The sequence below is a fragment of the Moritella sp. genome (genome assembly GCF_013215705.1).
In the GTDB taxonomy this organism is placed as follows: Bacteria; Pseudomonadota; Gammaproteobacteria; order Enterobacterales; family Moritellaceae; genus Moritella.
This window is the reverse complement of the sequence record NZ_JABSQR010000018.1, coordinates 47795-60346: the sequence shown is the minus strand read 5'-3', so window position 1 is coordinate 60346 and position 12552 is coordinate 47795. Positions and strand designations below refer to the sequence as shown.

Annotated in this window: 14 protein-coding genes; 5 read left to right on the top strand and 9 right to left on the bottom strand. The window is 42.4% G+C overall.

The window, feature by feature from the left end; genetic code table 11:
* Positions 1 to 28: 28 nt before the first annotated feature.
* Together HRT96_RS13275 and HRT96_RS13270 are read right to left on the bottom strand one after the other, a co-directional pair.
* Entirely contained in the window at positions 29 to 679 is a 651-nt protein-coding gene (locus HRT96_RS13275) for a hypothetical protein (protein WP_293157442.1), read from the bottom strand.
* Between the two features lie 65 nt (positions 680 to 744).
* A complete protein-coding gene (locus HRT96_RS13270) occupies positions 745 to 2001 on the bottom strand; it encodes a dicarboxylate/amino acid:cation symporter (RefSeq protein WP_293157439.1) in 1257 nt (418 codons plus the stop codon).
* A gap of 177 nt (positions 2002 to 2178) precedes the next feature.
* On the opposite strand from HRT96_RS13270, the gene HRT96_RS13265 reads away from it, so the two are divergent.
* Entirely contained in the window at positions 2179 to 3060 is an 882-nt protein-coding gene (locus HRT96_RS13265; RefSeq protein ID WP_293157436.1) for a LysR substrate-binding domain-containing protein, read from the top strand.
* A 68-nt stretch (positions 3061 to 3128) separates the two neighbouring features.
* Here the strand turns inward: HRT96_RS13265 and HRT96_RS13260 are convergent, their stop codons facing one another.
* From HRT96_RS13260 to HRT96_RS13245, 4 genes are all read right to left on the bottom strand, one after another.
* The gene (locus HRT96_RS13260; protein ID WP_293157433.1) at positions 3129 to 3803 is read right to left on the bottom strand and encodes a DUF480 domain-containing protein; all 675 of its coding nucleotides are present in this window, start codon (positions 3801 to 3803) and stop codon (positions 3129 to 3131) included.
* The gene (cobO, locus tag HRT96_RS13255) at positions 3803 to 4411 is read right to left on the bottom strand and encodes a cob(I)yrinic acid a,c-diamide adenosyltransferase (protein WP_293157430.1); all 609 of its coding nucleotides are present in this window, start codon (positions 4409 to 4411) and stop codon (positions 3803 to 3805) included. The genes HRT96_RS13260 and cobO overlap by 1 nt, the downstream gene beginning before the upstream one ends.
* A gap of 72 nt (positions 4412 to 4483) precedes the next feature.
* Positions 4484 to 4729, bottom strand: coding sequence for a DUF465 domain-containing protein (locus tag HRT96_RS13250; protein WP_293128851.1), 246 nt, complete (start codon positions 4727 to 4729; stop codon positions 4484 to 4486).
* Positions 4730 to 4792: 63 nt separating this feature from the next.
* On the bottom strand, positions 4793 to 5710 hold the full coding sequence (locus HRT96_RS13245) for a DUF5692 family protein (RefSeq protein ID WP_293157427.1): 918 nt from the start codon (positions 5708 to 5710) through the stop codon (positions 4793 to 4795).
* A gap of 194 nt (positions 5711 to 5904) precedes the next feature.
* Between HRT96_RS13245 and HRT96_RS13240 the strand changes: the two genes are divergently transcribed.
* Positions 5905 to 6525, top strand: coding sequence for a TetR/AcrR family transcriptional regulator (locus tag HRT96_RS13240; RefSeq protein ID WP_293157424.1), 621 nt, complete (start codon positions 5905 to 5907; stop codon positions 6523 to 6525).
* 95 nt (positions 6526 to 6620) lie between these two features.
* Here the strand turns inward: HRT96_RS13240 and HRT96_RS13235 are convergent, their stop codons facing one another.
* The gene (locus HRT96_RS13235) at positions 6621 to 7823 is read right to left on the bottom strand and encodes a multidrug effflux MFS transporter (protein WP_293157421.1); all 1203 of its coding nucleotides are present in this window, start codon (positions 7821 to 7823) and stop codon (positions 6621 to 6623) included.
* 108 nt (positions 7824 to 7931) lie between these two features.
* On the opposite strand from HRT96_RS13235, the gene HRT96_RS13230 reads away from it, so the two are divergent.
* The 3 genes from HRT96_RS13230 (at position 7932) to HRT96_RS13220 (ending at position 10822) form a co-directional block, all read left to right on the top strand.
* On the top strand, positions 7932 to 8918 hold the full coding sequence (locus HRT96_RS13230; protein WP_293157418.1) for a LysR family transcriptional regulator: 987 nt from the start codon (positions 7932 to 7934) through the stop codon (positions 8916 to 8918).
* Positions 8919 to 9372: 454 nt separating this feature from the next.
* Positions 9373 to 9624, top strand: coding sequence for a DUF1127 domain-containing protein (locus HRT96_RS13225; protein WP_293157416.1), 252 nt, complete (start codon positions 9373 to 9375; stop codon positions 9622 to 9624).
* Positions 9625 to 9910: 286 nt separating this feature from the next.
* Positions 9911 to 10822 carry a hypothetical protein gene (locus HRT96_RS13220; RefSeq protein WP_293157413.1) on the top strand — a complete coding sequence of 304 codons (912 nt, stop codon included), beginning with the start codon at positions 9911 to 9913 and terminating at the stop codon, positions 10820 to 10822.
* 53 nt (positions 10823 to 10875) lie between these two features.
* On the opposite strand, the gene maiA is transcribed toward HRT96_RS13220, so the two are convergent.
* Together maiA and HRT96_RS13210 are read right to left on the bottom strand one after the other, a co-directional pair.
* Positions 10876 to 11556 carry a maleylacetoacetate isomerase gene (maiA, locus tag HRT96_RS13215; protein WP_293157410.1) on the bottom strand — a complete coding sequence of 227 codons (681 nt, stop codon included), beginning with the start codon at positions 11554 to 11556 and terminating at the stop codon, positions 10876 to 10878.
* Positions 11543 to 12535, bottom strand: a complete 993-nt coding sequence (locus HRT96_RS13210) for a fumarylacetoacetate hydrolase family protein (RefSeq protein ID WP_293157407.1) — start codon at positions 12533 to 12535, stop codon at positions 11543 to 11545. Before HRT96_RS13210 ends, maiA begins: the two co-directional genes overlap by 14 nt.
* Between the last annotated feature and the right edge of the window lie 17 nt (positions 12536 to 12552).

Genomic DNA, 12552 nt, shown 5'->3' with positions numbered 1-12552 from the left:
TCGTCTTGAAATGCAATCGTTAGGCGGATTACATGTAAAGACGCTTAACTTTATGCGCGTAAAAAGCAATGAAAGCATAACAAAGTAGCTCGATTGTCTCTTCGGAAATATTTTTTACATCACGTACATAGTGCTCCCCCATTACCGCTTCCCAAAAATCACCCATGCCATAAAGCCGTGAAAATATGAATAGCAGCACAATAAAGGTAATAAGCGTTTGCATGTTTTTATCAGCGAGTAAGGTCGACATTTGCTCGGCTAACTTGCCTTCCCGCAATGCATATACCAGACACCAAAAAGTGACATTTAAAGCGGGATAAATCCAAAATCCATGGAAGATAAGGTCAAAGTAGGCATCAAACTCTCTGATCAGTAACACCGCAAAAAAACCACTGACTAACATTGTTGCTAGTGGTAGGTAATTAGCGCGTTTTAGTTGATAAAAACACAGTATTGAAAATAATAACAATACTGCCTGTAATAATTCAGTAATGGATTGTTCACCTAATGAATTTTCTAACCAGAAATAATCTAATCGTTGTGCTGCTATCACGGATAAGCACAATAAAGTCGTGATCATTATGTTTTTTACTGTCTGTAAAATAGCAGTATTATTTTGTTTATTATTATCAATCAGTGCTGTGTTATTCGATGAAATCGGATTCATTTCTATATTCATTGGAACCTCAAGTAGTAAATCATCCGTGTTAATTAAATCCTGTAAAATAATGATGATTTTGCTGATTAGCTTTTATTCTGCTGCCATTTATCAACAACCAGCGCAGCGACAAGATCGCCTTCGACATTAACCGCGGTTCTGAACGTATCCAGTGGACGTTCGATAATAAGTAAAATAGCGATACCTTCAAGAGGTATACCTGCGGCTAGCATTACTAATTGCATACCAGACATAGATCCTGATGGCATTCCGGGTGCACCGACTGACGATACCATCGCCATGATAAATATCATCACGATGCCAGTGGTACTTAAATCAATACCAAATAATTGCGCCAGGAAAATAGCTGCAACGCCTTCAAATAAAGCCGTACCATCCATGTTCATGACCGCGCCAAGCGGTAGAACAAAGCTGCTAGTACTTTGTGATATGCCGAGCTCTTTTTCTGCTGCTTGCATTGATAACGGTAGTGTTGCCGAGCTTGATGAGGTTGCAAACGCCATCGCTAGTGGCGCTGATATGGCTTTAAATAAAGTGCTAAATTTAATCCCGGTAAAAATCTTGGCTAAGGTCGGTAAGACAATCAGACCATGAATAAGGGTGAGTACAAATACCAGTAATGCAAACAACGCCAACTGACCAAATAAACCCGTATTACCCCGGATGGTAAATTCAAATACGATAGCAAAAACAGCAATCGGCGCGAGACGGATAATGCCTTGGACTAATTTATTTAACCCTTTATTCAACCCTTCGATAACATCAAATACCACATGTTTTGGTGGTAATGATAATAATAACGATACCGAAAATAACAATGAGAATAGGACTATGGCTAATAAGTTGCCGTTAACCAAGGCTGAAAAAGGATTCACTAGCGCCATAGCCAGTAACTTAGCGGTAATGCTGGAGCCTGTGACTGTATCTTGTTCGATAAGCCTGATGTGATCTGCGACGGTCACAGGTTCAACAAGCGGCTGCCATTCTGGCATTAATAGTGCTGCACCAAGCCCTAAGCTGATGGCGATAATCGACGTTAGGCTATAAAAAATCAGCGTACTTACACCCAGCGTTTTTAATTTTAGCGTTGAGCCTATATTGGTAATGCCTTGCATTAAGGACAGCATCACCACCAAACCGATGATCATTTTTAGCAAGCCGATATACGTGGTCTTGCCTAACAAGATCAATTGATACCAAGCTTGTTCTGTAACTGGTTCGGTAATATTGGCTACTGTTGGTATTATTGTGGCAAAAAACCAAGCCATGATAGCGGCCGTCAGTAATTGCAACGGCAATGAACGCTTGATAGTTGATAACATAAAATTTCTCGTCAGTCTGATTTAGTATAAGTAAATGATGCGCGATTATATTGGAGTTATCCTGTGATAACAATTAACTTGATGAGCAAATCACTTTTACTGGTAAGTAATAATGTAGGTTTATTGAAGGAGATAACATATAATTATTACCTAATGGTTTAATAAGAGAACGTATTGATGAGTGATTGGTCTGGCGTCAGTGAGTTTGTTGCGGTTGCTGAAACCGAAAGTTTTACCGCGGCGGCAAAGCGTTTAGGGATCTCTACAGCGCAGGTAAGTCGACAAGTTTCTGCCCTTGAAGAACGGTTATCGGCAAAATTATTTTATCGTACCACGCGTAAAGTATCGGTGACCGAGGTAGGGGGGATTTACTATCAACATTGTCGTCAGGTCATGGATGGATTGGCCGATGCCGAGCGCGCGATCACCAATTTACAAAGTACGCCCAAGGGTAAATTAAAAATAACCGCCCCGATCACCTATGGTGAACGCAGTGTTGCGCCATTAGTGAATGATTTTGTGACGCAATATCCTGAATTAGAAGTAGAGCTGGTATTATCCAATCAACAAATTGATTTAATCGATGAAGGTTTTGATTTAGCGATCCGTTTGGGTCAGTTAGGTGATTCGACAATGATCGGTAAACGTCTAGCGACCCGTAAACAATATGTTTGTGCGGCACCTGAGTATTTAAGTGCGTTTGGTGCGCCGCATACCTTGTCAGAGTTAGATCGTCATAACTGCTTGTCAGGCACATTAGACTACTGGCGTTTTCAGGAAAAAGGCAAAGCCCGTAATATTCGCGTGAAAGGGAACTTTAGTTGTAATAGTGGACCGGTGTTAGTGGATGCGGCGCTGAAGGGGATGGGTATTGTGCAATTGCCAGATTATTATGTGCAGGAATACATTAATCAAGGTCAGCTCATTGAATTACTACCGAACTACCGCGAGCCGGATGATGCGGTATGGGCGTTATACCCACAGAATCGTCATCTATCTCCGAAAGTACGTATGTTAGTAGACTATTTAGCGAAAGAGTTGGCTGTCACGGCGCTATAATCGCGTTTGTTTGCAGGACATAAAAAGAGCGTCGGCAGTTAACGACGCTCTTCTCAGTACTAAGACGATTATTCAGTTAATGCCGCTACGGTTGCTTGTAATTCAGTTAATTGTGCTGTTAGCGTTGCCACCTCTTGCTCTAATCCAGCCACTCTTACAGTTAATGCCGCGTTTTCATCGGCGCTAAGTGCTGAGTTAGCTGTTGTGGTTGCAGCCACAACAGCTTCAGACGTTACCGGGCCACTAAATAAGTGGGCGTAACGACAAGCACTTTGTCCTGGCACACGCGCCAACTTCACTACAAATGGATATAACTCATGGTTAATCAGCTGGTCTAATGCGGTTTCAACTTCGTGCACATCGTTAAACTGACATTGACGTGCAGAGCGAGTTCTTAGTTCACCTGGGGTTTGTGGCCCACGTAAAAATAGCAGTGTTAGAATCGCTAATTGTTGCGGGTTGAAACGAATTTTACTGAACTCGGTATTACCAAAACGATGGCGGATTTTGGCGCTGCGTTTACCGCCATGTTCGTCATTCACCACTAAGCGTTTTTTGACTAAATCATCAACAATGTTTTGTACGTCGTCTTGGCTTAATGACAGTACTGGCTCACGACTGCTTTTTTGATTACAGGCCGAGGTTAATGAGTTTAACGACAGTGGGTAATTATCTGGTGTGGTGTGTTCTTTTTCGATTAACACGCCTAATACGCGGGTTTCATGTAGTGATAGTTCATCCATTACCAGTCGATTCCTATTTGCGCTTTAATACCTGAGCGAAAGGCGTGTTTTTCTTCTCTGACTTCACTCACTGTGTCGGCGATTGCGACTAACTCTTTGTGGGCGCTGCGGCCGGTGACGATAACCGTTTGATCGACAGGGCGGTTGCGAATAGCACTAAGTACTTCTTCTAGATCTAAATATTGGTAACTGAGCATGTAAGTCAGTTCGTCTAATAGCACCATTTTAAGATCTGGATTAGCTAACATCGCTTTAGCATGAACCCATGCAGCTTCTGCGGCGGCGATATCTGCGGCTTTATCTTGGGTATCCCAGGTAAAGCCGGTTTTCATGGCATGATAAGGCATATCAGGGCGTACTTGCTGGATAAATTTAACTTCACCGGCTTCCCAAGTGCCTTTGATGAATTGCACCACACCGGCATTAAAACCATGGCCAATACAACGAATAATATTACCAAAACCAGCGCAGGTTTTACCTTTACCATTGCCCGTCATCACGATCAAAATACCACGTTCTTCCGTGGCTTTATCAACACGTTTAGCAACAGTGCTTTGGATCTTCTGCATCTTTTGTTGGTGTTTATCTTGGCTATTTTCTTCCGTCATTGTGCATTCCTTTCATGCCTTGAACTGTTAACTTCAGTGTAAGGCTTTTATCATTAAATGGAAGTAGATAAGTTAAAAATCACCTTGAATTAGTTTTTGATAAATCTGGTCTTTTAAGGCGACACGGCGACTTTTTAATTCGCTAAAGTGACTGTCTGTGGTGGGTATATCACTGGCTTCGAGGCCGTAAATATGATGATCGAGTTTATGATATTCTTTGGCGAGGGCGGCAAATACGGGGTCATCGCTTTTTAATTGAGTGATGTCGATGGCGTGTTCTGGAAATTCATGGGTTAAAGGGTGTTTTTCATTCTGCATTATAATGACCATGTAGTGATGAACGGATCCTTTTAGTTTAGTCGAACCCGTTCATTGCGGTATTTAATGTTGAGTTTGCGCAACTTCTTGATAAACTTTTAAGTCGGTGTGTAATTCATCTTTAAGTGGACGCAGTTTACGCGTACGGATCTTATGGAATTGATACACAAATACCCCGATGTTAAATAAAATACTGAGGGTGCTAACAAGCCACATAGCATCAGTATTATGAGATGATTTAACCGCAAACATTGTGGTATCAACAAATGCAGGAAAGGTCATCACAAACATCATCCAGAAACCTAATGTGTGCGCACGATGTTGTAACCAGGCGCCTTTTTTGATGAAAAAGGCTGGAATGGTACAAGATAGTAGCAGGCATAACCCAGCATAGAATGCATGATCGGGTACACAGTTATACACATAAGCAAAATTCCATAAGTCATAAGCTATGATCCAGAACCAAAGCATATCTGGCCAAACCATATCCTTGTATTTGTCTTTGCTAATGTAGATACCAGCCCAACCACAGATCGTCACAATATTCAGGATCCCGGCGATGCCATTGAGGATATTCCACTCACCGCCAATAATCATCATTCCATCATGCATCCCTTCAAAAGAGAATGTTTGGAATTCACGTATGACAGCTTCAAAAATATTAAAACCTAAGATAAAAGCGGGAAAAAATAGTAGGTATTTATTGTTTACTGCGCCTTTAATGTAACGTAACGCCATGAAGCCAAGGCAACCAGCTAATGCTGAGTAGGCTTTAACCCAGGCAAACCAGCTACCTACAGTTGTACCTTCTGCGGCTGTTGTTGGCCAAACAAAAATCGTTAATAGTATGGGTAAGATCAAAAAGCAAAATCCTGCTGCCAGTTTACTGCGTCTAGATATCTCGTTTAGTAGGATTAATGCCAGTGTGACTGTAACCCCAGCTACTGCGCTGTACCAAGGGATTGATTCAAATAAAAACATATTTTTCTTCCTTTAAAAACATAAAATAATGAATTTGTTTCATATTCATTATTTTCGTTTTTACTATATTAAGTCAAAACATAAATATGATTCATGTTTACGTTTGTGTCTGGCGTCACGAAATGATGGTGGAAATATTATGTGTTACAATCTTGCAAGCATATCCCCATTTACTTTAATAAGAGTTCAGTTTGATGGATTTAAAACAAGCCACTAACCGTCGCAATCCACGCCAACATCGCAGTAAAGAACGTGTTGCGATTATTCTTGAGGCTGTAAAAGCTTTGATTGAAGAGAATGGCATCGCTAATCTTAAAATTAATGATATCGCCAAGCGTGCGAATACCTCGCCGAGCTCTATTTACCAATATTTTTCAGATAAAGAGACGATTATCCTGTCTTTGGCCGAGCATTTCATGGCAAAGATCCATGTTATTATTGATAAGCACATTCAGGAACTCCACTCTATCCAGGACCTCGCTCAGGTCTTAAATGATAATTTTGATGATATTTATTTATTACATAAAAATGAATCGGCATTACGCCAACTTTGGTTTGATGCGATTAATATAGAGCTGATCAACCTTGCTACGCTCGATAGTTATATTAAGGCAGATAAGATTTATCAACGTGTAGTGGAAGTGGCTACACCGATAAATTCGCAGGAGTTGAAACAATTTATCTTACTGATGAGTATTCAATTTAGCGCTGTTATGCGTTTATGCTTTGCTAATGATGCTGGAGGAACACCTGAACAGTTTAAAAAAATATACGTTGATACTGTGACTCTCGGGATCGCGAACTATCTTGAATAAAATTAAATAATTTTTATACTTGGTGAGCGCTGTATTCGTATGCGCAGAGAGATGAACGGATTCTTCAGTGTAGTCGAACCCATTCATTGCGGCATTTAATGCGTTGTTTGTTCTTGATGCCAATGATCGAGACGCGGGGTCAACATTATCGCCAGTAATACCAAGGATAAACCTCCCATCAATACGATCACCGCGTAAGGGGCTGTAAGATCAGTTTGTTGGATTAATCCGGCAAGCAATGCTGCACCGCTCATTTGGATGCAACCTAGCATTGCTGCAGCCGTACCCGCGCGTTCGCCAAATGCGGCCAATGCCATGCTTGTGGCTGGCCCTAGCAATAAAGCAAAACCAATACAAAGCAACATCATAGGTAACATAAAGCTAAAAGCCGCAGCCATTCCCGCTGTTGGTCCCCATTGTTGTACCGCCAATTGCAATGCTGCCGATGATAACAAGGCCAGCAGGGCTATGATCACCGTTGGGCGATTGCCAAAGCGTTTAATGACTAAAGGTGCAGCAAAACACGCGACAATATTAACGATGGCATTTAGGCCAAATAAAGCACTGAACTCTAATTCTGCGATGCCTAAGTGACGGATCAGCCAATCGGGTGCATAGGATACATAGGTCAAGATAGCAGCCATACCGACCATGCAAGCAATGGCGTAAAACATAAAGTGCGCATCGTGTAACACCGGTTTAAAGCGAGACCAGTGATACAGTGGCCCGGAAGTATCAGTATTCTCTGGTCGTGTTTCTGGCAGTTTGTTGATGATTAGCGCTAATATTATTAAGCCGTATAGCATCATAAAAATAAAAGTAGAGCGCCAACCAAATTGCAGCGCCAATAAGCCGCCTAGGGTAGGGGCAAGTGCTGGGACCACACAAATAACACCGTTTAGATAACTGTAATAATGCGCGCCTTTTTTAGAGTCAAAGCTGTCACGTACGGCACTAAATACCACGATAGATGTCGCACACGCGGCTATACCTTGAAGAACTCGGGCTATTTGTAACCAGTGAAATTCAATCGCGCCAGCGGCAAGGACACTACTCAAGCAATACAGCATCACACCGCCAATCGCGACAGGGCGACGGCCAAAACGGTCTGCCAGTGGTCCAATGAATATCTGACCAATACCCATGGCAAATAAGAACAATACTAATGTTGATTGCATTTCACTTGAGGACACCTGAAACTCGGTTGCCATGGTTGGCATTGAGGGCAGGTAGATATCGATGGCGAGGGGGCTTAACACCACCATGGCCATTAAAATAGGTAATATATTTCGGCGCATTGTTATTCTCAAATAAAAGCATGGATTAATGTGCGCCAGTTTACGTAATGCATGATATGAATGGAAGTGGTATAATTTCAATACTGAATTTCCTTTAAGGAATATCTTATGAATCTAGATAACCTTGCCAAAATAGATCTTAATTTATTGGTGATATTACAAATATTACTCGAAGAAGAAAGCGTTACCCGTGCCGCGAATCGCTTGCATTTGAGTCAATCGGCGTTAAGTAAAAGCCTTAATCGTTTACGGGATACCTTGGGTGATCCGTTATTCTTGCGTACCGCTCATGGCCTGAAACCTACGGCCCATGCGTTGCAATTAAAAGCCCAACTACCAACCCTATTACAGGGCTTATATCAGATAAGTCTACCGCCGAGTTTTACCCCCGCGACCAGCCATCGGCAGTTTTCGTTTGCGATGTTAGAAAGTGCGTACGAGACTTCGTTACCTTATTATATCGGGCCGATCTTATCGCAAGCACCTCAGCTTAATTTAGAAATTTACGGTTGGAATGAGAAATCATTATTAGACTTACAACAAGGGCAAATTGATTTTGGTATTACCGCCAGAGAATTACATCCAACGGCGGATTTTCGTTTAAATAATTTGCCTGATGGCATAGCCCATCAACGCTTATTTACTGATAACCAGGTGTGTCTAGTGCGTCGTGATCATCCCGTGTTCGCGACGCTGAATGTGGATAAGAGTACGGATGATAATGTTGAACCTTGGGATTTAGAGACTTATTTAGCGATGTCACATGTGCAAGTCCGGTGTGAAGGCAATGATTGGTGGTTGCTGGATTATCAATTAGCCGAATCAGGACAGCATCGTCATATCTGCGCGACGTTACCAGACTTTTACGGTGCAGCTAGTGTTTGCGCGAACAGTGATCTGGTATTGACCTTACCGTCGAGTTTTGTGCCCCAAGCGCAGAAATTATATGACTTGGTGCAGTTACCTTTGCCGATAGACTTTTCTTCACTGGTGTATGTGCTGTTATGGCATGAACGTAATAATGATGAACCCGGACATAAATGGGTAAGGGAAACCATATGTGAAAGTATTGAGAAGGCGAGGGTGATGTTATAATGTCGTGGCGATTTACCAGCTGGATATTTTGTAAAAAGACACAATAAAACAATTTGTTAGCATAATACTTTGTTTTATTGTTAAGCGTTTATTTACGGTTGCAGAATACGTGATTTCGCTTAGACTCCCTTATGTGATTTAACATTTATCTCACATCGTTTTTTGGATTAATTAGTTAACTGGAGGTACACATGAAACACTTAAATTTTGTTCAACTTGTTTGTGTATCTTTTGATCATACCTGTCCCATGATGGCCGTTCATCGCGCCTTCCTGACCAGTTCCGATCGAAAACCTAGCACCAATAACTAACTAATCCGTACCCCTTAAAGGCTGCGGAAAAATGGCAGCTTGATAGGGTTATAACCTCATTAATATCTCTCGATAGCCGAATCGTTTCACGCCATTTTTCCCAGTGTTTTTTATATACCAAAACTATATACTGGAGAATTATTATGCGTCATTCACTTTATTTACACCTTGCTGTTTTCTTTGTTCGTGCCGATATCCGTCGTGAAGAACGGGTGTGGGTAGCAAAAGTTCGTCGTGCTACCAGCGAGATCCCATTGGGTAATGCGTATCTGTTAAAAGATATTGGACTTAATGCCGATGGTCGTCCACTTTGTAGCTCAGAACCACGTGCTGTAACCGCTAAACGTCGAGTGCGTCATCTACGCCGCGCTTGCCGATTGAAAATAGCAACGTAATGATAGGGGCGAAGCAATATGGACTGCTTCGCCCCCGTTCTACTTCCTTATTTATCTTTTTCATCGCGGTTGTTTGCATTCTGGTATTAAAAATAATTATGCTTGTGATTACAACTAGCTAACGCAGCTGGACTGACACAAGGGAAATTAGCAACTAAACTATTAGCAACTAGGGTATAAACAAAATCTATACTCGATCACCATTTTAGTGTTCCTGAGACGTGTTCATGTGCGAGGCTTAAATTAATCCGTCTTGCTGTACGGCACATTTGGGAGGAGGATCCGTATGAGAGATAATTCTGCCATCGAAGCATACCGTAAAGACCATGGATTGGAACAACTCACTTACCACACGGTTGAAGAGATTCAATCTGGCCATTTTGATTTAGACAAGGCGCAAGCTTTTCTGGCCTTTCAAGCGCGTATCAATAACGAATTACTTAATCATAAGGTGATCACGGCTAATCCCTATACCCAGTGGTTTTGCGATGCGTCACTCAATGATGCACAGATTAAACAGTTGATCGTGCAATTCTCGGTTTTTTCCAATCAATTCCTCGTCGCGCAGCTGGAAAAAATGCTGAATGCCGAAACCCTTGAAGAGATGCGTGCCTCGAAAGAAATTTTAGCCAATGAAATTGGGGTTGTGTACAAAAATCCGAAGCGCAACCGTGCTACGCAATTGACCCCGGAGGAACGTGATTTTGGTGATATAGAAGGCAGTATTGATGGTGGCGCGTTCCATTTTAAAGCCGCGCATTTTGAACTGTTAAGTCAGTTAGCTGATTATTTTGGGATCGGCTTTAATCAGATTGGACGACGCCAGTTTGGTTCTGCCAAGACCTTGTTCTTTTGTGATGAATTAGTGCGGCTTTATGGCTCGGCAAGTTATGCCACGTCAACGGCAGCCTCTTATGCCGTTGAGAACTGGGCGGCGGCAGGGTTCTGGGATGAACTGGTCGCAGGATTTAATAATTATCGCCAAACGCGTGATTTGAAAGGATTACCGCTGACCTTTTTTACTTGGCATGCCAAACTCGAAGCTAATCATGCCAACCATACTCAGGAAGAACTCGAGGCTTATTATTTTAATAATGAGGTAGATGAAGAACACTTTATTGTCAGTGGTAACGAAATGCTTGATGGTGTCTATGCGTTTTGGCAAGGGCTTGATGAAGAAAGAAAACGTATTCATTAATATACGTAATTTAGTCATTTACATAAGTAGTTTAGTGATGACTCTGCGTCAGCCTACTTGTCTACATCCGGTTGCAGTTCTGGCGCTGCGTCGCTAAATGCAGGCAATTGAATACAGTGTTGATAGATACGGTTGATTGCAGGATAGGGGGTCATATCAAGTTTAAACCGCAGCGCGTTATAAACTTGGGGTATCAAATAGGCATCTGCGATGGTCAGTTGGTCGTCGTAACAATAGTGGGTACTGCCTTTGCTGGTGAGTTGTGCTTCAATGGCTGCAAAACCGCTGGTCAGCCAATGGTGATACCAGGTCATTTTTTCGGGTCCATCGCAGTCGAAAGACTCTTCGATATAATGTAATACCCGTAAGTTATTCAGTGGATGCATATCGCAGGCAATGATTTGCGTTAATGTACGTATATAAGCGCGCTGGGTTAAATTAATGGGCAATAAGGCCGGTTGCGGGAAAGCTTCTTCTAGATATTCAATAATCGCGCCTGACTGCGTGATTATTTGCGGTTTAGACTCTGGATCTACAACATCAAAGTTCGGTGCTGTGATATCAAGGCTTGGTACCAGACCTTGTGGATTAACATTAAGATATTCTACCGAGTGTTGCTCTCCGCCATTACGTATTAAATGTACGGGCACAATGGTATAACTGATCTGCTTTAAATTTAATACGATCCTAACGCGGTAAGCGGCAGTTGAACGGAAATAGCTATAAAGTTTCATCTTGCACTGCCACCATTTGTTCTATCGCGCCGAAAATGGATTGTCCGGTCTTATCCAGCATTTCAATTTTTATTTTGTCCCCATCTTGCAGAAAGGGCGTGCTGATCTCACCTGTGGCAATTTTTTCTAACATTCTTTTTTCTGCGATACAGGATGAACCAACCGTGCGATCACAATTAGACACAGTGCCGGAACCAATAATGGTGCCCGCTGTTAAGGTGCGGGTTTTGGCTGCGTGCGCAATTAAGCGTGGGAAATCAAATGTCATATCCGTGCCTGCGTCAGGTTTGCCAAATAAGGCGTCATTGAGATAACTGTATAGCGGTAAATGCAATTTAGCACCGTCCCAGGCATCGCCGAGTTCATCTGGGGTAACGGCAACCGGAGAGAAGGCGGTGGAGGGTTTACTGTGAAAGAAGCCAAAACCCTTGGCTAATTCATTGGGGATCAAATTACGTAATGATACGTCGTTGACTAAGGTCATTAATAAGATGGCCTGACTGGCCACGGCAGTAGTTACGCCCCGTTTTACATCACTGGTGATCACGGCTACCTCAGCCTCAAAATCCAGCCCCCAATCTGGGTCTAGCAGGGGGATATTGTCTTGGGGGCCTAAAAAACTGTCACCACCACCTTGGTACATTAATGGATCTGACCAAAACGACTCTGGCATTTTAGCGCCTCTGGCTTTACGTACTAACTCGACATGATTAACGTAAGCACTGCCGTCAGCCCATTGGTATGCTCTGGGCAGTGGCGACTCCAGTGGGCAATTTGAAAACTGAATGATATCGTCTAATGCCTGGTTATTTAATTGCGTATAATAAGCTTGTAACTGGGGTTCGACAGTCGGCCAATTTTCTAACGCCCATTGTAAGTTTTCCGCTATCGAGGCAACACACACTGCTGCTTGTAAGTCTTTACTGACGAGATATAAGCTGCCATCTCTAGCACCATTTCGTAATGTCGCTAATTTCATCTCAACCTCTTGCCACT

What these genes read in the sequence shown, in the direction of transcription:
- HRT96_RS13275 (WP_293157442.1), bottom strand. Translation starts at nt 679, where the DNA reads ATGAATATAGAAATGAATCCGATTTCATCGAATAACACAGCACTGATT.
- HRT96_RS13270 (WP_293157439.1), bottom strand. Translation starts at nt 2,001, where the DNA reads ATGTTATCAACTATCAAGCGTTCATTGCCGTTGCAATTACTGACGGCC.
- HRT96_RS13265 (WP_293157436.1), top strand. Translation starts at nt 2,179, where the DNA reads ATGAGTGATTGGTCTGGCGTCAGTGAGTTTGTTGCGGTTGCTGAAACC.
- HRT96_RS13260 (WP_293157433.1), bottom strand. Translation starts at nt 3,803, where the DNA reads ATGGATGAACTATCACTACATGAAACCCGCGTATTAGGCGTGTTAATC.
- cobO (WP_293157430.1), bottom strand. Translation starts at nt 4,411, where the DNA reads ATGACGGAAGAAAATAGCCAAGATAAACACCAACAAAAGATGCAGAAG.
- HRT96_RS13250 (WP_293128851.1), bottom strand. Translation starts at nt 4,729, where the DNA reads ATGCAGAATGAAAAACACCCTTTAACCCATGAATTTCCAGAACACGCC.
- HRT96_RS13245 (WP_293157427.1), bottom strand. Translation starts at nt 5,710, where the DNA reads ATGTTTTTATTTGAATCAATCCCTTGGTACAGCGCAGTAGCTGGGGTT.
- HRT96_RS13240 (WP_293157424.1), top strand. Translation starts at nt 5,905, where the DNA reads ATGGATTTAAAACAAGCCACTAACCGTCGCAATCCACGCCAACATCGC.
- HRT96_RS13235 (WP_293157421.1), bottom strand. Translation starts at nt 7,823, where the DNA reads ATGCGCCGAAATATATTACCTATTTTAATGGCCATGGTGGTGTTAAGC.
- HRT96_RS13230 (WP_293157418.1), top strand. Translation starts at nt 7,932, where the DNA reads ATGAATCTAGATAACCTTGCCAAAATAGATCTTAATTTATTGGTGATA.
- HRT96_RS13225 (WP_293157416.1), top strand. Translation starts at nt 9,373, where the DNA reads ATGCGTCATTCACTTTATTTACACCTTGCTGTTTTCTTTGTTCGTGCC.
- HRT96_RS13220 (WP_293157413.1), top strand. Translation starts at nt 9,911, where the DNA reads ATGAGAGATAATTCTGCCATCGAAGCATACCGTAAAGACCATGGATTG.
- maiA (WP_293157410.1), bottom strand. Translation starts at nt 11,556, where the DNA reads ATGAAACTTTATAGCTATTTCCGTTCAACTGCCGCTTACCGCGTTAGG.
- HRT96_RS13210 (WP_293157407.1), bottom strand. Translation starts at nt 12,535, where the DNA reads ATGAAATTAGCGACATTACGAAATGGTGCTAGAGATGGCAGCTTATAT.